The 21,866-nt window shown below is 57.4% G+C and carries 24 protein-coding genes and 1 other annotated feature; of the genes, 13 read left to right on the top strand and 11 right to left on the bottom strand.

Annotated elements, in window-relative coordinates; translation table 11 throughout:
- Window positions 1-75: 75 nt before the first annotated feature.
- Together DW937_RS04895 and DW937_RS04890 are read left to right on the top strand one after the other, a co-directional pair.
- Window positions 76-1,020 (top strand): ABC transporter permease, encoded by a 945-nt coding sequence (locus DW937_RS04895; protein ID WP_120120298.1) that lies wholly within the window; start codon window positions 76-78, stop codon window positions 1,018-1,020.
- Between the two features lie 7 nt (window positions 1,021-1,027).
- Entirely contained in the window at window positions 1,028-1,840 is an 813-nt protein-coding gene (locus tag DW937_RS04890) for an ATP-binding cassette domain-containing protein (RefSeq protein WP_165852891.1), read from the top strand.
- A gap of 143 nt (window positions 1,841-1,983) precedes the next feature.
- Here DW937_RS04890 and DW937_RS04885 read toward each other — a convergent pair whose 3' ends face one another.
- The 8 genes from DW937_RS04885 to DW937_RS04845 all read right to left on the bottom strand — a co-directional run bounded on the left by DW937_RS04885 (window position 1,984) and on the right by DW937_RS04845 (window position 7,679).
- The gene (locus DW937_RS04885; protein WP_005944505.1) at window positions 1,984-2,217 is read right to left on the bottom strand and encodes a hypothetical protein; all 234 of its coding nucleotides are present in this window, start codon (window positions 2,215-2,217) and stop codon (window positions 1,984-1,986) included.
- Window positions 2,218-2,305: 88 nt separating this feature from the next.
- Window positions 2,306-3,121 carry a TatD family hydrolase gene (locus DW937_RS04880; RefSeq protein WP_120120296.1) on the bottom strand — a complete coding sequence of 272 codons (816 nt, stop codon included), beginning with the start codon at window positions 3,119-3,121 and terminating at the stop codon, window positions 2,306-2,308.
- A complete protein-coding gene (locus DW937_RS04875; protein WP_118526436.1) occupies window positions 3,118-4,077 on the bottom strand; it encodes an EamA family transporter in 960 nt (319 codons plus the stop codon). Before DW937_RS04875 ends, DW937_RS04880 begins: the two co-directional genes overlap by 4 nt.
- Window positions 4,078-4,080: 3 nt before the next feature.
- Complete coding sequence (gene metG, locus DW937_RS04870) at window positions 4,081-6,078, bottom strand: methionine--tRNA ligase (protein WP_005944502.1); 1,998 nt, start codon at window positions 6,076-6,078, stop codon at window positions 4,081-4,083.
- A 67-nt stretch (window positions 6,079-6,145) separates the two neighbouring features.
- Window positions 6,146-6,386, bottom strand: a binding site (T-box leader).
- A gap of 45 nt (window positions 6,387-6,431) precedes the next feature.
- Window positions 6,432-6,734 (bottom strand): Dabb family protein, encoded by a 303-nt coding sequence (locus DW937_RS04860; RefSeq protein WP_120120295.1) that lies wholly within the window; start codon window positions 6,732-6,734, stop codon window positions 6,432-6,434.
- Window positions 6,735-6,808: 74 nt separating this feature from the next.
- The gene (locus DW937_RS04855; RefSeq protein WP_120120294.1) at window positions 6,809-7,027 is read right to left on the bottom strand and encodes a hypothetical protein; all 219 of its coding nucleotides are present in this window, start codon (window positions 7,025-7,027) and stop codon (window positions 6,809-6,811) included.
- A gap of 9 nt (window positions 7,028-7,036) precedes the next feature.
- Complete coding sequence (locus DW937_RS04850) at window positions 7,037-7,342, bottom strand: SdpI family protein (RefSeq protein WP_120020926.1); 306 nt, start codon at window positions 7,340-7,342, stop codon at window positions 7,037-7,039.
- Window positions 7,343-7,361: 19 nt separating this feature from the next.
- Window positions 7,362-7,679: a hypothetical protein gene (locus tag DW937_RS04845; protein WP_118526426.1), complete on the bottom strand. Its 318-nt coding sequence runs from the start codon at window positions 7,677-7,679 to the stop codon at window positions 7,362-7,364.
- A gap of 1,162 nt (window positions 7,680-8,841) precedes the next feature.
- Between DW937_RS04845 and DW937_RS04840 the strand changes: the two genes are divergently transcribed.
- The 9 genes from DW937_RS04840 to DW937_RS04800 all read left to right on the top strand — a co-directional run bounded on the left by DW937_RS04840 (window position 8,842) and on the right by DW937_RS04800 (window position 16,731).
- The gene (locus DW937_RS04840) at window positions 8,842-9,306 is read left to right on the top strand and encodes a DUF2798 domain-containing protein (RefSeq protein WP_097776477.1); all 465 of its coding nucleotides are present in this window, start codon (window positions 8,842-8,844) and stop codon (window positions 9,304-9,306) included.
- Between the two features lie 502 nt (window positions 9,307-9,808).
- Window positions 9,809-10,495: a F0F1 ATP synthase subunit A gene (locus DW937_RS04835; RefSeq protein WP_165852886.1), complete on the top strand. Its 687-nt coding sequence runs from the start codon at window positions 9,809-9,811 to the stop codon at window positions 10,493-10,495.
- Window positions 10,496-10,538: 43 nt separating this feature from the next.
- Window positions 10,539-10,766 (top strand): ATP synthase F0 subunit C, encoded by a 228-nt coding sequence (gene atpE / locus DW937_RS04830; protein WP_118526424.1) that lies wholly within the window; start codon window positions 10,539-10,541, stop codon window positions 10,764-10,766.
- 15 nt (window positions 10,767-10,781) lie between these two features.
- The gene (locus tag DW937_RS04825) at window positions 10,782-11,279 is read left to right on the top strand and encodes an ATP synthase F0 subunit B (RefSeq protein ID WP_118526422.1); all 498 of its coding nucleotides are present in this window, start codon (window positions 10,782-10,784) and stop codon (window positions 11,277-11,279) included.
- Window positions 11,263-12,990, top strand: coding sequence for a F0F1 ATP synthase subunit alpha (gene atpA, locus DW937_RS04820; protein WP_120120293.1), 1,728 nt, complete (start codon window positions 11,263-11,265; stop codon window positions 12,988-12,990). Before DW937_RS04825 ends, atpA begins: the two co-directional genes overlap by 17 nt.
- The gene (gene atpG, locus DW937_RS04815; protein WP_118526418.1) at window positions 12,977-13,858 is read left to right on the top strand and encodes an ATP synthase F1 subunit gamma; all 882 of its coding nucleotides are present in this window, start codon (window positions 12,977-12,979) and stop codon (window positions 13,856-13,858) included. The genes atpA and atpG overlap by 14 nt, the downstream gene beginning before the upstream one ends.
- 33 nt (window positions 13,859-13,891) lie before the next feature.
- On the top strand, window positions 13,892-15,304 hold the full coding sequence (gene atpD / locus DW937_RS04810; RefSeq protein WP_120020923.1) for a F0F1 ATP synthase subunit beta: 1,413 nt from the start codon (window positions 13,892-13,894) through the stop codon (window positions 15,302-15,304).
- Window positions 15,304-15,711 carry an ATP synthase F1 subunit epsilon gene (gene atpC, locus DW937_RS04805; protein ID WP_005944484.1) on the top strand — a complete coding sequence of 136 codons (408 nt, stop codon included), beginning with the start codon at window positions 15,304-15,306 and terminating at the stop codon, window positions 15,709-15,711. The genes atpD and atpC overlap by 1 nt, the downstream gene beginning before the upstream one ends.
- 171 nt (window positions 15,712-15,882) lie before the next feature.
- On the top strand, window positions 15,883-16,731 hold the full coding sequence (locus tag DW937_RS04800; protein ID WP_120120292.1) for a sugar phosphate isomerase/epimerase family protein: 849 nt from the start codon (window positions 15,883-15,885) through the stop codon (window positions 16,729-16,731).
- Between the two features lie 161 nt (window positions 16,732-16,892).
- Here the strand turns inward: DW937_RS04800 and DW937_RS04795 are convergent, their stop codons facing one another.
- The 3 genes from DW937_RS04795 to DW937_RS04785 are packed head-to-tail and all read right to left on the bottom strand — an operon-like array spanning window position 16,893 to window position 18,770.
- Window positions 16,893-17,705 carry a hypothetical protein gene (locus tag DW937_RS04795; RefSeq protein ID WP_120120291.1) on the bottom strand — a complete coding sequence of 271 codons (813 nt, stop codon included), beginning with the start codon at window positions 17,703-17,705 and terminating at the stop codon, window positions 16,893-16,895.
- Window positions 17,699-18,400 carry an ABC transporter ATP-binding protein gene (locus DW937_RS04790; RefSeq protein WP_120120290.1) on the bottom strand — a complete coding sequence of 234 codons (702 nt, stop codon included), beginning with the start codon at window positions 18,398-18,400 and terminating at the stop codon, window positions 17,699-17,701. Before DW937_RS04790 ends, DW937_RS04795 begins: the two co-directional genes overlap by 7 nt.
- Window positions 18,393-18,770 (bottom strand): GntR family transcriptional regulator, encoded by a 378-nt coding sequence (locus DW937_RS04785; protein ID WP_120020920.1) that lies wholly within the window; start codon window positions 18,768-18,770, stop codon window positions 18,393-18,395. The genes DW937_RS04790 and DW937_RS04785 overlap by 8 nt, the downstream gene beginning before the upstream one ends.
- A gap of 260 nt (window positions 18,771-19,030) precedes the next feature.
- On the opposite strand from DW937_RS04785, the gene fucO reads away from it, so the two are divergent.
- Both fucO and DW937_RS04775 read left to right on the top strand, forming a co-directional pair.
- On the top strand, window positions 19,031-20,179 hold the full coding sequence (fucO, locus tag DW937_RS04780; protein WP_097776483.1) for a lactaldehyde reductase: 1,149 nt from the start codon (window positions 19,031-19,033) through the stop codon (window positions 20,177-20,179).
- Window positions 20,180-20,346: 167 nt separating this feature from the next.
- Window positions 20,347-21,654 (top strand): putative ABC transporter permease, encoded by a 1,308-nt coding sequence (locus DW937_RS04775; RefSeq protein ID WP_120120289.1) that lies wholly within the window; start codon window positions 20,347-20,349, stop codon window positions 21,652-21,654.
- Window positions 21,655-21,866: the final 212 nt, after the last annotated feature.

Here is a 21,866-nt window from a genome sequence, read left to right as displayed (position 1 = left end):
CTGAATATGGCCAGAGCAAAAGCGGAGGCCATTTTAAATCGTCCAATCAAAAAGAAACATAAAAGGAGCACACACATGCTGGCGAGTATCTTTTCGCTCAACGTCCTACAGACGGCGCTGGAACTGGGCTGTATCTATGCCCTGGTGGCGCTGGCACTGTTCCTGAGCTATTCCATCCTGAACATTGCAGACCTTTCCACTGACGGCTGCTTCACGCTGGGCTGCGCCGTGGCCTGTCAGGTAGCACTGACCGGCCACCCCATTCTGGCCCTGTTCGCAGCCATGGCGGCAGGTGTGTGCTCTGGCTTTGTTACGGCTTTTCTGCAGACCCGCCTTGGCGTGGAGAGCATCATGGCAGGCATCATCGTCAACACCGGCCTTTACACCATCAATCTGGCCGTGATGGGCTTTTCCTCTACCATGTCGCTGGTCAAGACCGACACTGTTTTCTCGCTGGCAAAAGGCCCGCTGAGCTTCCTTGGCGGCTGGTATAAGCTGGCCATCGCACTGGCCATGATCCTGCTTGCCGGTGCGGCGATGCTGGGCTTTCTGGGCACCCGGCTGGGCCTGTCCATCCGCGCCACCGGTGACAACGCTGCCATGGTGCGTGCTTCCAGCATCAACCCGGCCTTCACCATCACGGTGGGCCTGTGCATTTCCGGCGCATTGTGCGCCCTCTCCGGCGGCCTGCTGGCACAGTATCAGAAGAGCTGCGATATCAATGTGGGCACCGGCATGGTGACCATCGCACTGGCTTCCCTCATCATCGGCGAGACTCTGCTTGGCAAGCGCACCATGCTGCGCCGGATCATCGGCGTGGTGTTCGGCAGCTGCCTGTACCGTTTTATCGTGGCTGTGGCCCTGCGCTTCAATGTGCCCGCCGCCGCCATGAAGCTGGTGTCCGCCATCATCGTGGCCATCGCCATTTCGATGCCGGCCATCAAGGAAAAAATCGCCTTTGAGCAGCGCAAGCATGGGGCCTGCCGCCGCCGCGTAACTACCGGCAAGGAGGGAAAGTAAGATGGAAATGCTTCAGCTGAACGATCTGCACAAGACCTTCAACCCCGGCACGGTCAATGAAAAAGTGGCCCTGAACGGTGTCAGCCTGCACATGGAAGCCGGGGACTTTGCCACCATCGTGGGCTCCAACGGCGCGGGCAAATCCACCCTGTTCAACGCCATCACCGGCGGCTTCATCGCCGACGAGGGCAGCATCCTGCTGGGCGGACAGGATATCACCTTTGAGCCGGAGCACCAGCGCAGCAAGGTCATCGGCCACCTGTTTCAGGACCCGCTCAAGGGCACGGCACCCAACATGACCATTGAGGAAAACCTTGCGCTGGCCTATCTGCGTGCCGGCACCGCGCCCCACGCCATCTTCTCCCGCATCTCCCGCAAGGACAAGGAAGTGTTCCGCGAAAAGCTGGCGCTGCTGGATATGGGCCTTGAGGACCGGATGAAGCAGCCGGTGGGACTGCTTTCCGGCGGTCAGCGGCAGGCGCTGACCCTGCTCATGGCCACCCTCGTCACCCCCAAGCTGCTGCTGCTGGACGAGCACACCGCCGCACTGGACCCCGCCACCGCCGAAAAGGTGCTGGAGCTGACCAAGAGCATCGTGGCCGAAAAGAAGATCACCTGCCTGATGGTCACCCACAATATGCATCAGGCATTGGAGCTGGGCAACCGCACCCTGATGATGGATTCCGGCCGCATCGTCTTTGACGTGAAGGGCGAGGAACGCAGCCGGATGACCGTGGACGGCCTGCTTGAAAAGTTCCGCGAGAATGCCGGCAAGAATCTGGATAACGACCGCATCCTGCTGAGTAAAGTGGAAAAGTGACCCGGACAGGGAAGCACAGCCCCGACAGACCATGCAGTCTGCCGGGGCTGTATTTTTGCGGGAGCACACCGCAGGAAAAATGGCCCCTGAAACAGCAAATCCCCCCTGCGCAGATGCACAGAGGGGATTTTAAATATCAGAAATTACTGAACGTATTCGACCGTGTACTCGAAGCCGTACTCTTCCTGCAGCTTCTTCACCTCGGCCTCGCAGTCCTCGATGAAGGTGGGAGCGTAGACGGAAGCGCCGTTGTGGGCCTTCTTGTAGTCCTCAACGATCTGCTGCAGCTTTGCCCAGCCTTCGTTGGCCTTGTTCTGGTCGATGCTGTCGGGGAAGTTGATGATGAACTCGCGGTGCTTAGGAATACGTGCTTTCATGGTAGGTTCTCCTTATAACAGTTTGGATTTTGATTGTTGATTTATACAGAAGCACAGAGAAAAACCTGTGCAACTTGCGAAAAACGGATCACAGCCCGTATACCCGGCGGGCATTTTCGGCTGTGGTGCGGAACACCTCTTCGGCAGAGATGCCCCGCAGCTGGGCGATATACTCGCCCACATAGCGGATGAGGGAGCTGTCACAGCGGGTGCCGCGCACCGGCTCCGGTGCCATATAGGGGCAGTCGGTCTCCAGCACGATGTTTTCCAGCGGCAGGGCGCTGATAGCTTTTGCCGCCCGCTTGGCACCCTTGAAGGTGCACGCCCCGCCAAAACCAATGAACAGTCCCTGCTTTGCCAGCCACACCGCGTCATCGGCACTGCCGGAATAGCAGTGGACGATGCCCTTGGGCTGGTATTTTTTCAGCAGGGCGTAAACGTCGGCGTGGGCGTTGCGGTCGTGCACGATGATGGGCTTGTCCAGTTCCAGCGCCAGCTGGATGTGCGCCTCAAACATGGCCAGCTGGGCATCCTTGGGCACAGGCCAGTGGTAGTCCAGCCCGCACTCACCCACAGCTACCACCTTGGGGTCCTCGTAATACGGGGCCAGAGCGCGCATCTCTGCGGCCCAGTCCCCGCCGTACACCGAGACCGTAGGAGCCGGGTCTTCCTCGCCGCAGTCGGCAGCGGGCAGCAGGCTTTCCGGGTGAATGCCAACAGCTGCCACCACCCACGGGTAGCGGTGCGCCAGCTCCAGCACCCGGGGTGCATCCCCGGAGTGGGTGGCCTGTTCACACACGCCCACCACGCCTTTACCGGGCAGGCTGTCCAGTAGGGGATAGCGGTCGGCGTCAAAGGCGCGGGCGCTGTAGTGCGCGTGGGTGTCAAAAATGGGGCCGGTCATTTGCCCTCCTTTTTGGCGGGGGCCTTGTTCACCAGCCAGATGCCCACACACACGAACACCAGCGCCGCCAGATACTGCCAGCGGAACAGGGGCTCGCCGTTGAGCACGGCGCTCAGCAGCACGTTGACCACCGGGTTCACGAAGCCAAAGATGGCAATGCGGCTGACCGGGTTGTTCTTCATCAGCAGGGCCCACAGCACATAGCCTGCCCCGCAGATGAAGGCCAGATACAGCATGACCACCACCGCCAGTGCGCTCTGCACATGGAGGCTGCCGCCCAGCACAGTGCCCAGCACGAACAGTGCCAGACCGCCCACGAACAGGTTGATGAAGCAGACGGCAAAGCTGTCTGCTTTTTTGGTCACGGATTTGTTCCACGGGCCGGACAGGGTAAAGATGATGGTAGCGGCCATCATGCAGAACACGCCCCAGCCGCTTCCGCTGCCGTGGTTGCCCAGCGTGCCGATGAGCACGCCCGCAAAGCCAACGGCGCAGCCCAGCGTTTTGGCAGGGGTCATGCGGTCGGCATTGCCATAGATGAAGTGGGCAAAGATCACGCCCAGAAAGCTCTGGGTGCTGTTCAGGATGCCGCCAAAGGCACCTGTGAGCATGGCAACAGCGATGTAATAGAATGCGTACTGGGTCGTGGTCTGCCACAGGCCCAGAGCACAGCACTCCGCTGCCACTTTGCCGCGGGGGAACTTGGGCAGGCGGCTTTGCAGCAGCACACTGCCCAGAAGCACCAGAAAGCTGCCCAGCATGAACCGCACACCGGCAAAGCAGAAAATGGACGCGGTGCTGCTGGAATCAATGGCGAACAGTCGGTAGCCCAGCTTGATGAACGGGAACGCCGAACCCCACAGTACATTGCAGAAAATGGCCAGCAGCACGGCAAACACCGGCGTGCCGAAAATTTTATCCAGCCTTTCGGCACGGGAAAGCTTTACAGTTTCCATGGCTCAGTGGATGCGGCTGCCCACGGGGGTGTCGTCGCCGTAGAAAGCGATGGAGCAGCCGCCGTCGGCGGTATCAGCAGCAAAGATCATGCCCTCGCTGACATACTTGCCCTTCATCATGGGGCGAGGTGCCAGATTGCACACAATGCCGATCTTCTTACCGATCAGGTCTTCCGGCTTGAACCACTTTGCAATGCCGGAAAGGATGCAGCGCTCCCGCTCGCCGTCAAACACGGTCAGGTGCAGCAGCTTCTTGCTTTCCTTCAGGTTCTCGCAGGCGCGCACTTCGGCCACGCGCAGTTCCACCTTGCAGAAGGTGTCAAAGTCGATCTCTTCCTCGTGGGTAAAGTCCACGGTGCTCTCCTCGGCAGGGGCGGCAGCCTTCTTCTCCGCTTCAGCCTTGGCCTTGTTGGCAGCTTCGGCAGCGGCCTTGCGCTTCTCGTCCTCTTCCTTCAGGTGGGCAATTTCCTTTGCCACATCGATGCGGGGGAACAGTGCCTCGCCCTTGTGCACGGTGTAGGTCTCCTGTGCGCCGTAGGTGGTCTTGGTCAGGTCCAGAGCAGATGCGTCCAGACCCAGCTGTTCCATCATCTTGGGTGCAGTGGTGGGCAGGTATGCGTTCAGCAGGATGCCGCACACGCGCAGTGCCTCGCACAGGTGGTACAGCACGCTCTCCAGACGGGCCTTGTTGGCCTCGTCTTTTGCCAGTGCCCAGGGAGCGGTCTCGTCGATGTACTTGTTGGCACGCTGGATCACCGCAAAGATCTCCATCAGAGCCTGCGGGATGGTCAGGCTGTCCATGTCGGCCGTGACCTTGGCGGTCAGCTCGTTGACCATGGTCTCCAGCTCGGTGTCGATGGCTTCGGTACCGGCCACATTGTGCACGGTGCCGCCGAAGTACTTCTCGCACATGGCGACGGTGCGGCTGAGCAGGTTGCCCAAATCGTTCGCCAGATCGCTGTTGATGCGGGTGATCAGGGCTTCGTTGGTGAACATGCCATCGTTGCCGAAGGGAATCTCACGCAGCAGGAAGTAGCGGATGGCATCCACGCCGTAGCGGTCGCACAGGATCACAGGGTCCACCACGTTGCCCACGGACTTGGACATCTTGCCGCCGTTCATCAGCAGCCAACCGTGGCCGAACACCCGCTTGGGCAGAGGCAGATCCAGAGCCATCAGCATGGCGGGCCACAGAATGGTGTGGAAACGCAGGATCTCCTTGCCCACCATGTGAAGGTCGGCAGGCCAGAACTTGTCGTAGTCGTGATATTTTTCGTTACCGTAGCCCAGCGCGGAGATATAGTTGCTCAGGGCATCCACCCACACATACATGGTGTGCTTGGGGTCGAAGGGTACGGGGATGCCCCACTTCACGGAGGTGCGGGACACGCAGGTGTCCTGCAGGCCCTGCTTGATGAAGGCGATCATCTCGTTCTTGCGGCTCTCAGGCTGGATGAACTGGGGGTTCTCCTCGTAGAGCTTCAGCAGGCGGTCAGCATACTTGCTGGTCTTGAAGAAGTAGGCTTCCTCGTGTGCGTCGTACACTTCGCGGCCGCAGTCCGGGCACTTGCCGTCCACCAGCTGGCTGTCGGTCCAGAAGCTCTCGCAGGGCTTGCAGTAGTGGCCGATGTACTCGCCCTTGTAGATGTCGCCTTGCTCATACAGTTTGGTGAAAATTTTCTGGCAGGACTCCATGTGGTAGTCGTCGGTGGTGCGGATGAAGCGGTCGTAGCTGACGTCCAGCAGCTTCCACAGATCCTTGACGGTGGCTACGATCTTGTCCACATACTCCTTGGGGGTCACACCGGCGTCGGCGGCCTTGTCCTGGATCTTCTGGCCGTGCTCGTCGGTGCCGGTCAGGAACATGACGTCATAGCCCTGCATCCGCTTGAAGCGTGCCAGTGCGTCGCAGGCGACAGTGGTATAGCTGTGGCCGATGTGCAGCTTGTCGCTGGGGTAGTAGATGGGAGTGGTGATGTAGAATGTCTTGTGCTCACTCATAGGTTGATACTCTTCCTTTCCTGATTGGTAGCGACGAAAAAAGCCCTCATCCTGCCGGACATTGCCGGACAAGGACGAGAGCTTGTAACTTTCGTGGTACCACCTTGCTTCGCTGCACCTTTGCAGGCACAGCCTTTTGCCGGACACAGAACCCGGCGCAGCGCAGTAACGGGCGCACCCGTCGCAGGCTCAATCTTCACCTGCGCAGCTCCGAGACCATCTTCGGCATCGCGCGGCCTGCCCGGTTCCATCCTTCGGGCTTTCTGTCAGGCGCAGACGGTGCGTACTCTTCTCTTCACAGCCAATTTACATTGTTATGTCTATAATACGCAAAAACGGTGGGTTTGTCAACATTAAATCTCGTAATCCAGACAGAACCGTGCCTTGGTGTAGGGCCGCACCTTGCCGTCGGCCACAGCCACATGGGCGGGATGGACGGAGTAGCCCTTAAGGGCTTCGGCGCTTTCAAAGGTGGTGTCCAGCATCAGGTCGGCGGTGGAAGAGGGGAGACCGTTGATGTTGACATGCACTTCCACAAGGCCCGGGACCTTGCCTGCCAGACCTTCCAGCCCTTCCTTGATGCCTTCCTTGACGGCGGCTTTTTCGGCGTCGGACAGTTCGTCCTTCAGCTGCCAAAGGATCACATGCTTGACCATAATAAAATACCTCCTGCGTTTTTTCTCATTGTAGCAGGGTGAGAAAAAATCCGCAAGAGGAAAGCTGCAAAGTATTATTGGGGTGCGAACAGCAGCACCACCAGAAGTACGGCACAGAGCACCGAAAGCCCAATGCCTTCCAACCGGGTCTGCTTGATGTACTTTTCCGTTGGCTCGGTCTGCGTATACCGCCCACGGTCATGCAGGGCAATGGCATCCTCCGGCTGCAGCGCCATAAAAATGCCGAACCCGATGCCGAAAAGCGCGACCAAGATCGATAAGATGACTTCCATTGAACCCCCTCACTTTTTGTCGTCCTTGCTCAAGAGATAGCACAGATGCGAGATCAGCAGAACAACACTGAACACGAGTGCTGCCACCATCAAAATGGAATTCAGCGGCTTCACCTTGGGCAGAAAAATGTTGACCAGATAGAGTGCACCGCAAAGGATCGACAGGATGCCGAAGGATCTGTGGAAGTGCTGCTTTTCGTCCTCGCTGCTCCAGCCGGTGCCGGTGCCATTGTACAGGTCCCGGATGCCGCGGTATAAAAACAGCACACCCAGCGCGGCGTTCAGCCAATCCCAGTCCGAAAGATTCAAATTCATAGTGGCCCCTTTCCGGCTGTCAATCCGCACTATGGTTCCAGCTTTCGTAGGCGACAAGATAAAGAAGGTCCCCCACGATGGCAATGCCGAAGAGGATACGGTAGATCAGCGATGTAACAGGTGTGAAGGCTAAGATCAGAAAGGCGATGCTGTTGAGTATGTAAAACACGCCGTTCTTTTTCTGCCAGAAGGCGCGGTATTCCGGGTCGCGGTGATACTGGTTGAACGGCAGATCGAGGAACGGGTCTTTGCCTTGAAGATCCCGAATGCCGGAGATGAACCAGATAACGGTCAGCACAAGGTTGAACAAAGTAGAAAACGAAAAGAACGACTCCATGAAATGCACCTCCCATCTTTTTCCACAGTATACCACAGAAAAGTGCAAAAACAAAGGACGGTATTCAACCGCGCAGCGTAAAATTTGCACAAATCGGGCATCAACTGTTGGTTGAAAAAGCACAAAATAAAACCAGCCGGACGAGGCGTTTGCAAGCCCTCGTCCGGCTGGATACTTACTTCTTCGGAGTCATAAGCCTCTTCTCCTTGGGGTTCCTCATTTTCGGAGTAAACGTTTCATAGGGTGACTCTCCTTAGAAACTACTGGAAACTGAGAATCTATTTCAAGGGGACTGATTACTTAGTACATTGGATTGACCCTTCTCTTAACTGATGGAGTGCGGCACCGAGATTCGGAAGATGAATTTCATATTACCACATTCTTTCGAGTTAGATTCGCCAGGGGCAAACTACTTAGTACATTGGTAGAACTCCTTTTTTGCTATTCAAATAATGTTCTCCGTACAAAAGATACCTTCATAGGAATCATCTCCGGCGGATCTATTTGAATCGCTGGGGGTTAAGTTTATCGACAGGTTGTCGTGTAATCGCATTTTTGATGCTCAAGACTGGCTCATTTTTGTTGTGTTTTTATACGGGGGAAACATCCCGTCTGTGGTGAGCCTCTATTTTGCTTCTCAGCGAATCCCGACAGCCTGTCCAAACTGTGCGGGTTCCATATCGACCATCGGTCTCGCTCCTTTCTGCTTCAAGTCAGCGGGATTAGCTCTCTCTTGAGCTTCTGCTGTACTTCTCTGGTTTCTGGCTTTATTATACATATTCCTGATCGATTTGTCTATTCGCAGAGTGCACAAGGATAGAAACATATAATTGTGCAGTTCTTGAAAAATAGCAGATAGAACGTGCAAAATGCTGCTATCTGCGCGGTGTGTCCGGGCGATCGGACCCTTTGGAGAGGAACTCTGTGCCCTGCAGGGAGGTCTGACAAGGAAGTCAACAGCAAAGCTGCCCAGAAGTTCCGGGCCGTTTGTGGAGGATTTTGCGCAAAACGGGAGAAAGTGTCCACAGGGTATTATGCGTCAGATCGATTTGTGCTAAAATAGCGCCAATGAATGGTAGTCGCCGCCGCTCCGCGAGATGAAAGTTTCGCGGGGCGGCTTTTTGCGGCAAAAATTTAGACACAAAAGAAACGGAGAATCAAAATGCCTAAAACTTTACCGGAACGTATCTTCTTTACCATTGTCATGGCCGCAATCATGGTCTATGGCATGATCGTTTACAATGTGGCGCTGAACACAGGCGGTGTCACCAATGCCACCTTTGTTATGGCTCTGCACGAGATGCCGATCATGGTTCCCATTGCCTGCGTGCTGGAATTTTTCGTGGTGGAGAAACTGGCCACCGGATTGGCGTTTATGTTCATGCGGCCCACAGATCGTCCGCAGTTCATCACCTATGCCATCTCGCTGATGATCGTGTGCATCATGTGCCCGGTGATGAGCCTGATCGCAACGGTGCTGTTTAAAGAACCCGGCTTTGGCACTTGGGTGCATACGTGGGGCTGCAATATGCCCATGGCCCTGTGCTGGCAGCTGCTGTACTGCGGGCCGCTTGCCCGTGCCATCTTCCGGCTGGTGTTCCGCCGCGGTGCAAAACAGGCGGACTGACAAATTTTAGATATGCAGTTATAATAAATATGTATAGGAGCGGGTGTAATACCAGACGAGACACCTATACGAATTTTATATATCGGGCATATAAAGTATGTACAATGGGGCATTTTTGATGGAAATATTTCCCGGAATGCCCTGAAAAAGCCATTGAAACCTAAGAATTGGCTAAGAAATTTGTGGAAAAAGTACATGCGAAGAGTGTTTTGTTGGACAAGATGCACAACTTTTTTAATATATCAATGCAGTAGAATCACCTAAAATGTAGAATGTGCACAAAGCCACTTGCCAATTTTCGTCAATCGTACTATCATACACAACGAAAAAAGACGAAGTGACCCGTGCAGGAGGGAGGGTGTGACCGGACAGAGCCGAACACCTTCCTTACTTTTTTCACAAAGCTGCGCCTTTCTTCGAGCGATAAGAAGGACGCTGTGCCGCACACCGGCATGGCACCTTGCCCCCAAAATCCCATTCTTCAGGAAGGAGGAAAAATAAATTGAGCAATCTGACCAAAGCCCTGATGGAAGAACTGACTGTCGAGTACGTCAAGGTCGGCCCGCTGCAGATCCCGGAATCCGTGGTCATCAGCTGGGTGATCATGCTGATCGTCGTCATCGGCTCGATCCTGCTTACCCGGAACCTGAAGGTGGACCATATCAGCAAGCGTCAGGCTGTGCTGGAAATGGCCTACACTGCAGGCAACGATTTCTTTGTAGGTCTGCTGGGCGAAAAAAATAAGTGCTATGTGCCGTATCTGATGACCGTAGCCATCTACATCGCCTTCTCGAACCTGATCGGTGTGTTCGGTGTCAAGCCCCCCACGAAGGATCTGGACGTGACCGCAGCGCTGGCGCTGATGAGCATTGTGCTGATCGAGGGTGCCGGCATCCGTGCACGCGGCGGCATTGGCTTTCTCAAGAGCCTTGCCGCTCCCACCCCGGTCATGACCCCCATGAACATCCTCGAGATCGCCATCCGCCCCACCAGCCTGTGCATGCGACTGTTCGGCAATGTGCTGGGCGCATTCGTTATCATGGAGCTGATCAAGCTCGTGGTGCCTGTGTTCGTCCCGGCGGTGTTCAGCCTGTACTTTGACCTGTTCGATGGTCTGATCCAGACCTACGTGTTCGTGTTCCTGACTTCGCTGTTCATGAAAGAGACCATCGGCGATGAAGAGGAATAAACCAAAACTTTTACTTATTTCAAATGAAAAAGGAGATTTAACTATGAGCGGATTGGTTGCTCTGGGCGCTGGCATTGCAGCGCTGACCGGCATTGGCGGTGGTATTGGTATTGGTATTGCAACTGGCAAGGCAGCTGAGGCTATCAGCCGTCAGCCGGAAGCTTCCAGCAAGATCCAGACGAACCTGCTGCTGGGCGCGGCTCTGGCAGAAGGTACTGCAATTTTCGGCTTCGTCGTTGCACTGCTGATCATCCTGTTCCTGGGTCAGTAACGGAGGCGCGTACGAATGCTGAAGTTGGATATGAACCTGCTGTGGACCGTTGTGAACGTCCTCATCATGTATGTGCTGCTGCGTAAGTTCCTGTTCAAGCCTGTTCAGGATGTGATCGCAAAGCGCCAGCAGATGGTGGATGCAAGCATGGCTGATGCGCAGGAAGCAAAGAACAAGGCACAGGCTGCCTTGAATGCAGCAGAAGACAAGCTGCACAATGTGGATGTGGAAGCTGCTGCCCGCCGCGAGGCAAGTGAGCAGCTGGCTGAGAAACAGAAAGAACAGCTGCTGGCCGACGCACAGCGTCAGGCCGATGCCATCGTGGCCGAGGGCAAGGCAGCTGCAGAGGCAGAGCGTGCCAGCAAGCTGCGTCAGGCCGATGCTCAGATCGCTGACCTGACCCGTACCGTGTGCGCCAAGGTGCTGGAACGCAACCTGACGCAGCAGGACGATGCCCGTTTGCTGGACGACCTGCTGCAGAAAGCGGGGGACAGCGATGGCAAGCGCAGCTGAGACCTTGAAAGCATATCTGCACTGCGCCCGCACTCCCTCTGAGGAGGCGCTGCAGCGCATCCGCACCCAGCTCAAAAAGCAGTACGGCGCTGAGGTGGTGATCACCGTCAGCGTGGAGCCGGAGCTGATCTCCGGCTATGTGCTGCAGGTGGGCGACCAGGTGATCGACAACTCTGCAAAGCATATGCTGGAGAACATCACCGCAGGCACCCCCGATCTTGCCACCATGCAGACCCGCGCAGAGGACTACAAGCCCGCTGCCGAGGCTTCTGAGGGCGGTACGGTCATTTCCGCCGCCGACGGCGTTGTGGATGTCAAGGGCATGGACAAGGCCGTTTACGGCGAGATCGTTACCTTTGACACCGGTGCAAAGGGCATGGTGGAAAGTGTGGAACCCGATCATCTGGGTGTCATGCTGTTCGACGATATCGAGAAGGTGGGCGTGGGTACTCTGGTGACCCGCAGCGGCAAGCGTGCCGGCATCCCGGTGGGCGATGCCTTCCTGGGCCGTGTCATCAGCCCGCTGGGCGAACCCATCGACGGCAAAGGCCCCATTGAAGCTGTGGGCTACAACCCCATCGAAAAGCAGGCCCCCGGCATTCTGGAGCGTCAGAGCGTGGATACTCCGCTCCACACCGGCATCCTCGCCATCGATTCCATGTTCCCCATCGGCCGCGGTCAGCGTGAGCTGATCATCGGCGACCGCCAGACCGGCAAGACCTCCATTGCCACCGATGCCATCCTGAACCAGAAGGACACCGGCGTGCTGTGCATCTATGTGGCCATCGGCCAGAAGGCTTCTTCCATCGCCCGCGTGGCAGGCGACCTGCAGAAGCACGGTGCCATGAGCTACACCACCATCGTGGCGGCAACTGCTTCGGATTCTGCTCCCCTGCAGTACATCGCACCCTATGCCGGCACCGCACTGGCCGAGTACTTTATGGCACAGGGCAAGAGCGTGCTGATCGTTTACGATGATCTGTCCAAGCATGCAGTGGCCTACCGTGCCATTTCTCTGCTGCTGCGCCGCTCTCCGGGCCGTGAGGCTTACCCCGGCGATGTATTCTATCTGCACTCCCGTCTGCTGGAGCGCTCCTGCCGCATGAGCGACAAGCTGGGCGGCGGTTCCATCACTGCACTGCCCATCGTTGAGACGCAGGCAGGCGATGTTTCCGCCTACATCCCCACCAACGTCATTTCCATCACCGACGGCCAGATCTTTTTGGAGAGCGCCCTGTTCAATGCAGGCAACCGCCCGGCTGTCAATGTGGGCCTGTCGGTGTCCCGTGTGGGCGGCGCTGCCCAGACCAAGGCCATGAAGAAGGCCAACGCAAACCTGCGTATCGAACTGGCACAGTACAAGGATATGGAGTCCTTTGCACAGTTCAGCTCTGATCTGGATGCAGAGACCCGCCGCCAGCTGGATCACGGCAAGGCACTGACGGAAATGCTCAAGCAGCCGCTGTACCAGCCCAAGTCCGATGCAGAGCAGGTGGTCACGCTGGTGCTGGCTTCCCACGGTATGCTGGATCAGCTGCCCACTGCCGAGCTGCGCGCCAAAACTTCCGCATTTGTGCGTCAGTTCCGCGCGGATGTGTCCGGTACGATGGATAAGATCACTGCTGCCGGCAAGCTCGAACCGGATATGGTCGATGCCATCCTGAACGCCTGGAAAGCTTATGCGGGAGGCGACAGCCATGCCGTCCAGTAAGCTGCTGAAGGAGCGCATTGAGAGCATTCAGGACACCATGAAGATCACGAACGCCATGTATCTGATCTCCTCGTCCAAGCTGCGCAAGGCGCGCAAGAACTACCAGAATGTGTCGCCCTACTTCAACCGTATGCGCGACACCATTTCCCGCGTGGTGCCCCACCTGCCGGAAGAGCCGGTGCATCCGTTCTTCCACGAGCGCAATATCGCAAACCCCAAGCGCGCTTACATCGTGCTGACGGCAGATAAGGGCATGGCAGGCGCTTACAACCAGAACATCATCAAGTTCCTCAAGGAAAATGCGGATGAGAACGACCGGTTCTATGTGATCGGTCAGACCGGCTACCGCGCCCTGTACCACAAGGACCCGCGTCTGGTGGAGGATTTCCACTACAGCGCTACCGAGCCTACGCTGCAGCGAGCCCGCGATATCACGGTGGATGCCATCGATGATTTCAAGACCGGCAAGCTGGATGAGATCTATCTCATCTATACCCGCATCGAGAATGCACTGACCAGCGAACCGACCATGGTGCGTCTGCTGCCGCTGGACCGCGCCCATCTTCAGCCCGCTCCCAAGGGTCTGGGCGACCCGAAGGGCGAGGTGGAGATGTTCCCGTCTGCATGGACGGTGTTCGAGCAGACCGCGCCCATCTACATGCACGGCATGATCTTTGGTGCCATGACCGAGAGCTTCTGCGCAGAGCAGAGCGCCCGCATGACCGCCATGGATTCCGCCACAAAGAGCGCCAACGATATGATCCGTGAGCTGCAGCTGGAGTACAACCGCACCCGTCAGGGCTCTATCACGCAGGAGATCACCGAGATCATCGGCGGTGCGGCTGCTGTGCAGAACCGGGCGGAATAAAACGTATTTACAAATTAGTATAGAGGCAATCGTATGATACAGGGAACTATTATTCGCGTAGCCGGCCCTGTGGTGGACGTGCAGTTCACCGCAGGCAGGCTGCCTGCCCTGCAGGAAGCGCTTACCGTGACCGCTGAGGGCACCGAGCGCACGATGGAAGTGACACAGCATGTCAACGAGACCACTGTGCGCTGCATCATGCTTTCCGCCAGCGAGGGTCTTGGCAAGGGCATGACCGTGACCGCTACCGGCCACGGCCTGACCGCACCGGTGGGCGAAGCCACGCTGGGCCGCATGTTCGACCCGCTGGGCAGACCCATCGACGGCAAGGGCTCTGTGGATGATGTGCCGCATTGGCCCATCCACCGCAAGGCCCCCAGCTTTGCGGAGCAGAAGCCCGCGACCGAGATCCTGGAGACCGGCATCAAGGTCATCGACCTGCTGGCCCCCTATGCAAAGGGCGGCAAGATCGGTCTGTTCGGCGGTGCAGGCGTCGGTAAGACCGTGCTGATCCAGGAACTGATCCATAACGTGGCCACCGAGCACGGCGGCTACTCCATTTTCACCGGCGTGGGCGAGCGCTCCCGCGAGGGCTGCGACCTTTGGGGCGAGATGAACGAGTCCGGTGTTCTGAATAAGACCGCACTGGTCTTTGGTCAGATGAACGAGCCCCCAGGAGCACGTATGCGTGTTGCCGAGACCGGCCTGACCATGGCAGAGTACTTCCGTGAGGAGACCCACAAGGACGTGCTGCTGTTCATTGATAACATCTTCCGTTTCGTGCAGGCAGGCTCCGAGGTGTCCGCTCTGATGGGCCGTATGCCCTCTGCTGTGGGCTACCAGCCCACTCTGGCCAACGAGCTGGGCGCTCTGCAGGAGCGCATCACCTCCACCAAGGAAGGCTCCATCACCTCTGTGCAGGCCGTCTACGTCCCCGCCGACGACCTGACCGACCCGGCCCCCGCCACCACCTTTGCACATCTGGATGCCACTACCGTGCTGTCCCGTAAGATCGTGGAGCAGGGCATTTACCCGGCCGTGGACCCGCTGGCATCCACCTCCCGCATTCTGGAAGCGGATATCGTGGGCGAGGAGCACTATCGCGTGGCCCGCAAGGTGCAGTCCATTCTGCAGCGCTATCAGGAACTGCAGGACATCATCGCCATTCTGGGCATGGACGAGCTGGACGAGAACGACAAGCTCACCGTCGCCCGCGCCCGCAAGCTGCAGAAGTTCCTGTCCCAGCCCTTTGCTGTGGCCGAGAACTTTACCGGTCTGAAGGGCAAGTATGTGCCCCTGCAGGATACCGTGCGCAGCTTTGCCGCCATTGTGGACGGCGAAGCCGACGACCTGCCGGAGTGGGCGTTCTTCAACGTTGGTACGCTGGAAGATGCCCGCCAGAAGGCGGCGGAAAAGCTGGCTGAGGAAAAGGGCGGTGCCGTCTGATGAACAAGTTCATGCTGAACATCACTGCGTCCAGCGGTGAGTACTATCAGGGCGATTGCGAAGACCTTGTGCTGCCCATCAGTGATGGCGTGTACGGCATACAGGCTGGACACAGCCCGGTACTGGTGGCCATCCACATGGGCATCCTGCACTTTGAGGTGAACGGTGAAAGCCGGGACATCCTGGTAGGCGACGGCATTGCCGAGGTGACGCCTGCCTACGTGATGGTGCTGGTGGACAGCGCCGAGCGCCCGGAGGATATCGACAAGAACCGTGCCGAGGCTGCCCGCATCCGTGCCGAGGAGCGTTTGCAGCATCAGCAGAGCATGCATGAATATTATCAGAGCAAGATCGCGCTCGACCGTGCGATGCAGCGCCTGCAGGCCGCTGCAAAGTACCGGCGCTGAGAAAGAGCCGCATCTGCCAGGACCAGATCTGAAAAAAGAGCATCATTTGCATCCATTGAGGGTGCAAAGTGATGCTCTTTTTTGTTGCAGGCTGTTCCATGGAACGCAGCTTTCGTGTATAATAAGGTCAATGCAACCCCGCGTGTTGCGCGGGAAAGGAGGAGGTTTTCCATGATCCAATTCGGCCTGCGTCTGCATGACGCGGAAAAGCTGCCCGTTGAACAGGTGCTGCCGCTGGTGCGCCAGAAAGGCTTTACCTGCGCCCATGTGGCTCTGAGCAAATCCTTCAAGGAGCTGCCCTGCACCCCCAGCGCCCTGACCCCCGGCTATGCGCTGTATCTGCGGCATCTGTTTGAGAAAAACGGCATCGACATTGCCGTGCTGGGCAACTATCTCAATCTTGCCCATCCGGATGCGGATGCCCTGCACGCCATTCAGGAAAAATACTATGCCCACATCCGCTTTGCAAGCCTGCTGGGCTGCGGTATGGTGGGCACCGAGACCGGTGCGCCCAACGCAGAGTACAAGTTCTGCCCGGAGTGCCGCAGCGATGCAGCCCTTTCCACCTTTATCAAGAACTTCAAGCCGGTGGTGCGCTGCGCCGAGCAGTATGGCGTGACCATTGCCATTGAGCCGGTGGTCAAGCACATCGTGTACGATGCCAGACGCGCCCGCACTGTGCTGGACGAGATCGGCAGCCCGAACCTGCAGATCCTGTTCGACCCCGTCAACCTGCTGAACATGGAAAATGTGGACCGCCGCGAGGAAGTGTTCGCCGAGGCCATCGAGCTTCTGGGTAAGGACATCGCCATGATCCACTTCAAGGATTTCCTGCGCAAGGATGCGGGCGGCCAGCTGGCTGCTACGGGTGCAGGGCAGGGCGGTATGGAGGACTACCGCACCATCCTGCGCTTTGCAAAGCAGGAAAAGCCCTATATCTTTGCAACGCTGGAGAATACCACCCCGGAAAACGCGGTGGAATGCCTGAACTACCTGAAAAAGCAGTACGACGAGTGCTGAACACTTTATAACAAGAAAAACATCTGCAAGCTTTGCCCGGAATGGGGCAGCTTGCAGATGTTTTTTGTATCAGATGAAGTTTATGGTTCGGCCTTTTACAAATTGCAATTAAGAAGTAGTTTCGCTGAAAATGCCCAGAACGAAAGCGGAGGACATTAAAATTATTCCAGATCCAGCTTATGCTCCATCAGCCAGCGGGTCAGCAGAAAGTACCCTGCGGCAAAGGCAATGCTGACCGCCAGCCCGAACAGGGTGGTGAACGCACTGGGCGCAGCAATGGAAACATCTACACCGCCAAGGGTGGGATAGGAAACAGCCTGCAGCATGTCGGCACTGCTGACACCGGAGCTCAGCCAGTTCTGCAGGAAGGACAGCAGGAAAAATGCCAGAATACCGGCCGGGACCATGTGCTTTTTGAACTGGTGGCCGATCATGCATGCGGCATAGATGCACAGGATGCTGGACACCAGTGCCACCAGTCCGTTCAGCGTTTCAAAGATCAGCCAGAGCCACCCGGAGCTGCCGGTCATGCGGAAGATCTCTCGGAAGATCTCTACCACTTTCTGCCACAGCTCCGGCAGCTGCTGCAGGGCCGCGCTGTTCAGAGACAGAGCCAGCAGCATCACCGCAAAGGAGAAAATACCCACGATGCCGCTGCAAAGCATCCAGACCACGCTGGAGATCAGCTTGGAAAGGATGAGCTGGCTTTCCGTCACCGGCAGGGTGTGCATCAGGTAGCCTTCGCGGCCCAGCAGATTGCGGGTGAAGCGGGTCACAATGGTCATCACGGACACCACTGCCACCGCAACGGCTACGACCATATAGGCGAACAGCAGCAGAGATGCAAAGTCGTCCTTGGAAGAGCTGCGCAGGGAAAAGCCGCTCAGCACTGCCAGCGCAACAAGGGCCAGATACAGCCCGCCGTAGGTGCGGCCGGTGGCCTTGAATTCATATTTTAACAGCTGTTTCAGCATTTGAATACCTCCCGGAAATATGCATCCACGCTCATGCCCTCGGTCTCGCGCAGCTCTTCGGCATTGCGGTGGGCGAACACCCGGCCATCCTTCAAAAAGACGGCTTCGTCCAGAATGGGCTCGATATCGCCGATGAGGTGGGTGGATAGAATGACGGTCGCATCCCGGCTGTAGTTGTTCAGGATGGTGCTCAGGATGTAGTCCCGGGCGGCAGGGTCCACGCCGCCAATAGGCTCATCCAGCAGGTAGAGCTTTGCGGCGCGGCTCATGGCCAGGATCAGCTGCACCTTTTCCTTGCTGCCCTTGGAGAGGGTCTTGAGCCGCGCCTTCGGTTCCAGTTCCAGCCGGGCCAGCATTTCGTTTGCCTTAGCGGGGTCAAAATCGGCATAGAATTCGCGGAACATTTCCACCAGCTGCTCCACACGCATCCAGTCCGGCAGCCAGTCAGCATCCGGCAGATAGGACACGATGGCTTTGGTGTCCGGCCCGGGGGTCATGCCGGCGATCCGGATGCTGCCTGCACTGGGCTGCAGCAGACCGTTCGCCAGCTTGATGAGGGTGGTCTTGCCGCTGCCGTTGGGGCCAAGCAGCCCCACGATGCGGCCAAAGCCGATGTGCAGGTCTACATTTTCCAGTGCGGTCTTATCCTTCTGGTAGCACTTGGTCAGTGCTTCACAGCTCAAAAGTTCACTCATTGCGGTCCTCCTTTGCGTCCCAGTGTTCCAAAAGCGCGGCTGCCTGTGCGGGACTGTAGCCGATGCCGCGCATCTTTTCCAGAAAATCCGACGCCAGCGTCCGGGCGGTGTCGGCGCGAAGCTGTTCGATCAATGCAGTGTCCTCCGTAACATAGCGGCCTGCAGTGCGTTCGGTGTGCACCAGCCCCTCCGTCTCCAGCTGGGCAAGGGCCCGCTGCATCGTGTTTGGGTTCACCCCGGCGGCTGCGGCCAGATCACGCACCGAATCCAGATGCCCGCCCGGCGGGTAGGTGCCGGCCAGGATCCGGGCCTTCAGCCGTTCCACAAGCTGTGCATAGATCGGGCGGCTGGCATCAAACTGTTCGCCCATGGTATCATCTCCTTGTCTTGCTGTATTAAGCGCTTGATACAATAATACATGATTTGCTCTGTTTGTCAAGGGGAAAAAGAAAAAACATCATAAAACTGCGGGAAAATGGAAAAAGTGCCCATAAAACACTGCACATGTATAAAAATTTACAATAAATTCAAACAATTTCACATTGCAAAGTTTTTGACAATGTGTTATGCTGAAAAACAGAGAGTTCCGCCCGAAAAGCGGCGGAAAAGAGATTTGGAGGAAAAATAACTATGGCTGACCGCATCGTTCTGAATACCATCTCCTACCATGGCCACGGTGCCATTGAGAACATCGTTCCCGAACTGACCGCCCGCGGCTACAAGAAGGCATTCGTCTGCTCCGATCCCGACCTGATCAAGTTCGGCGTCACCAAGAAGGTCACCGACCTGCTGGATGCTGCAAACTTTGCCTACGCTGTTTACAGCGAGATCAAGCCCAACCCCACCATCGCCAACGTGCAGGACGGCGTGGCCGCTTTCAAGGCTGCTGAAGCTGACTGCATCGTGACCATCGGCGGCGGCTCCTCCATGGATACCGCAAAGGCCATCGGTATCATCATCAATAACCCCGAGTTTGCGGATGTCCGCTCTCTGGAAGGCGTTGCTCCCACCAAGAAGCACGCTGTGTTCACCATCGCTGTTCCCACCACTGCCGGCACTGCTGCTGAGGTCACCATCAACTACGTCATCACCGATGTGGAGAAGAAGCGCAAGTTCGTCTGCGTGGATACCAACGATATCCCCGAGATCGCCGTGGTCGATCCCGATATGATGTCCTCCATGCCCAAGGGCTTGACCGCCGCCACCGGCATGGACGCTCTGACCCACGCCATTGAGGGCTACATTACCAAGGGTCACTGCGTCATCTCCGATATGTTCCATCTGGAAGCCATCAAGCTCATCAGCCAGAGCCTGCGCGGCGCAGTGCAGAACACCCCGGAAGGCCGCGAGGGCATGGCTCTGGGCCAGTACATCGCCGGCATGGGCTTCTCCAACGTGGGTCTGGGCATCGTCCACTCCATGGCACACGGCCTGTCCGCTCTGTACGACACCCCGCACGGTGTGGCCTGCGCCATCCTGCTGCCGGTGGGTCTGGAGTACAACAAGTCCGTTGCCGGTGAGCGCTACCGCGCCGTGGGCAAGGCCATGGGCGTTGTGGGCATCGATGAGATGAACGATGCTGCTGCCGCCGATGCAACCATCGCCGCCGTCAAGCAGCTGGGCGCAGACGTGGGCATCCCCGCAAATCTGCACGGCATCCTGAAGGAAGAGGATATCCAGTTCCTCGCCGAGTCCGCATTTGCAGATGCCTGCCGTCCCGGCAATCCCCGCGACACCAGCGTGGAGGAGATCGTGGAGCTGTATAAGAGCCAGCTGTGAGCTGTAAACTGAATCAATAAGAAAGGGCCGCTGTGCGTTTGAATGCACGGCGGCCCTTTTTGCAGGCAGGACGGCTTTTGTGAATTTTTCACAACAGCTCTTGTAGAATATGCTTAAACCGGGTACAATCAGTGTATCGACAAAATTCCACAAGCGAAAGGATGCCTATGACGCTGAACTTCTATACTCTGGGTGTTATTTATCTAGTATATTCCTTTCTGGGCTGGGTGGCTGAGACGGTAGTCGCGACCATCCGGGGCGGAAGGTTTGCCAACCGCGGTGCGGCGGCAGGCCCGTTCTGCTTTATCTACGGTACCACCGGTGTGCTGCTGGCCGTGAGTTTCAGCGACCTGCGCACCGAGCCGGTCTACCTGTTCTTTGCCTGTATGATGGCGGCAACGGTGATGGAATGGATCACCGCCAAGCTGCTGGAACGCCTGCACCGCCGCAAGTGGTGGGACTATTCCGGAAAAAAATTCAATCTGAACGGCTATGTGTGCCTGCAGTATTCGCTGCTGTGGGGTGCGCTGGGCACGGCAAGTGTGCTGTGGGGCAATAATGTGTTGCTGCAGCTGTGCGCGCATATCCCTGTCTGGCTGCTGCACCCGGCAGTATGGGTCTCGCTGACGGTGGCGGTACTGGACCAGATCGGTTCGGCGGTGCTGGTGCAGCAGTATGCGGCCCGGCACCCGATGCTGGAGCAGCTCAACCAGAGACTGGGGGAGCGGTCGGACACGCTGCGCCGCAGGATCGCGCTTTACATTGAAAAACGCATCCAGTATGCTTACCCGGCTGCGGCCCGGCAGGAGCAGACTGCGCTCCGGAAGGGGGAAAAGAACTTTCTCAGCGTGTCCGACCTGCTGTGGCTGTTCGTGATCGGCGCGTTTCTGGGCGACATGGTGGAGACGGTGTTCTGCCGCGTGACGGCAGGCGTGTGGATGAGCCGCTCCAGTCTGGTCTGGGGGCCGTTCAGCGTGGTGTGGGGGCTGGCACTGGTGATGGCTACAGTGCTGCTGCGGCAGGAAAAGGACAAAAGCGACCGCTATCTGTTCGCCTTCGGCACCGTCATGGGCGGTGTGTACGAATACGTGTGCAGCGCCGTCACCGAGCTGCTGTTCGGCACCGTGTTCTGGGACTACAGCAAGTTCAAGTTCAATCTGGGCGGGCGCATCAACCTGCTGTACTGCTTTTTCTGGGGCATTGCGGCGGTGATATGGATGCGCTACGGCTATCCGCTGGTGGAAAAGGGCATGGCAAAGGTGCGCAGCCATATCCGCCCGTGGGTAACTGCGGTGCTGGCCGTATTCATGGCGGTGAACATGCTCACCAGTGCGCTGGCCCTTGCCCGCTACGATGCCCGCACCAGCGGCGAAGCGCCCAAAAACAGCATCGATACGCTGCTGGATGCGCATTTTGACGATGCCCGCATGGAGCGCATTTATCCCAATGCCAAAAAAGTAGCCAAGGCTGGCTGAAATTTCAACGTTCCTCTTGCACTTTGGTGCAAAAACCGGTATAATACGTTTCGGATAAAAGGGAGTAAAGGGCGCTCGTTTTGCAAAAACGGTGCGCTGTGGCGCAGCGACATCCCGGCAGAAATGCCCGCTGTGTCACCGGATGCTTGAGACTTTTATTACACCTTCCCATTTCTGGGCAGGATGTAATAAAGGTCTCTTTTTTATTGCCG

This window comes from Faecalibacterium sp. AM43-5AT (assembly GCF_003603345.1).
In the GTDB taxonomy this organism is placed as follows: domain Bacteria; phylum Bacillota; class Clostridia; order Oscillospirales; family Ruminococcaceae; genus Faecalibacterium; species Faecalibacterium taiwanense.
The sequence above is the reverse complement of the archived record's forward strand: the minus strand, read 5'-3'. Positions and strand labels throughout refer to the sequence as shown.

Coding starts and splice junctions, on each gene's coding strand:
- DW937_RS04895 (WP_120120298.1), top strand. CDS start 76: ATGCTGGCGAGTATCTTTTCGCTCAACGTCCTACAGACGGCGCTGGAA.
- DW937_RS04890 (WP_165852891.1), top strand. CDS start 1,028: ATGCTTCAGCTGAACGATCTGCACAAGACCTTCAACCCCGGCACGGTC.
- DW937_RS04885 (WP_005944505.1), bottom strand. CDS start 2,217: ATGAAAGCACGTATTCCTAAGCACCGCGAGTTCATCATCAACTTCCCC.
- DW937_RS04880 (WP_120120296.1), bottom strand. CDS start 3,121: ATGACCGGCCCCATTTTTGACACCCACGCGCACTACAGCGCCCGCGCC.
- DW937_RS04875 (WP_118526436.1), bottom strand. CDS start 4,077: ATGGAAACTGTAAAGCTTTCCCGTGCCGAAAGGCTGGATAAAATTTTC.
- metG (WP_005944502.1), bottom strand. CDS start 6,078: ATGAGTGAGCACAAGACATTCTACATCACCACTCCCATCTACTACCCC.
- DW937_RS04860 (WP_120120295.1), bottom strand. CDS start 6,734: ATGGTCAAGCATGTGATCCTTTGGCAGCTGAAGGACGAACTGTCCGAC.
- DW937_RS04855 (WP_120120294.1), bottom strand. CDS start 7,027: ATGGAAGTCATCTTATCGATCTTGGTCGCGCTTTTCGGCATCGGGTTC.
- DW937_RS04850 (WP_120020926.1), bottom strand. CDS start 7,342: ATGAATTTGAATCTTTCGGACTGGGATTGGCTGAACGCCGCGCTGGGT.
- DW937_RS04845 (WP_118526426.1), bottom strand. CDS start 7,679: ATGGAGTCGTTCTTTTCGTTTTCTACTTTGTTCAACCTTGTGCTGACC.
- DW937_RS04840 (WP_097776477.1), top strand. CDS start 8,842: ATGCCTAAAACTTTACCGGAACGTATCTTCTTTACCATTGTCATGGCC.
- atpE (WP_118526424.1), top strand. CDS start 10,539: ATGAGCGGATTGGTTGCTCTGGGCGCTGGCATTGCAGCGCTGACCGGC.
- DW937_RS04825 (WP_118526422.1), top strand. CDS start 10,782: ATGCTGAAGTTGGATATGAACCTGCTGTGGACCGTTGTGAACGTCCTC.
- atpA (WP_120120293.1), top strand. CDS start 11,263: ATGGCAAGCGCAGCTGAGACCTTGAAAGCATATCTGCACTGCGCCCGC.
- atpG (WP_118526418.1), top strand. CDS start 12,977: ATGCCGTCCAGTAAGCTGCTGAAGGAGCGCATTGAGAGCATTCAGGAC.
- atpD (WP_120020923.1), top strand. CDS start 13,892: ATGATACAGGGAACTATTATTCGCGTAGCCGGCCCTGTGGTGGACGTG.
- atpC (WP_005944484.1), top strand. CDS start 15,304: ATGAACAAGTTCATGCTGAACATCACTGCGTCCAGCGGTGAGTACTAT.
- DW937_RS04800 (WP_120120292.1), top strand. CDS start 15,883: ATGATCCAATTCGGCCTGCGTCTGCATGACGCGGAAAAGCTGCCCGTT.
- DW937_RS04795 (WP_120120291.1), bottom strand. CDS start 17,705: ATGCTGAAACAGCTGTTAAAATATGAATTCAAGGCCACCGGCCGCACC.
- DW937_RS04790 (WP_120120290.1), bottom strand. CDS start 18,400: ATGAGTGAACTTTTGAGCTGTGAAGCACTGACCAAGTGCTACCAGAAG.
- DW937_RS04785 (WP_120020920.1), bottom strand. CDS start 18,770: ATGGGCGAACAGTTTGATGCCAGCCGCCCGATCTATGCACAGCTTGTG.
- fucO (WP_097776483.1), top strand. CDS start 19,031: ATGGCTGACCGCATCGTTCTGAATACCATCTCCTACCATGGCCACGGT.
- DW937_RS04775 (WP_120120289.1), top strand. CDS start 20,347: ATGACGCTGAACTTCTATACTCTGGGTGTTATTTATCTAGTATATTCC.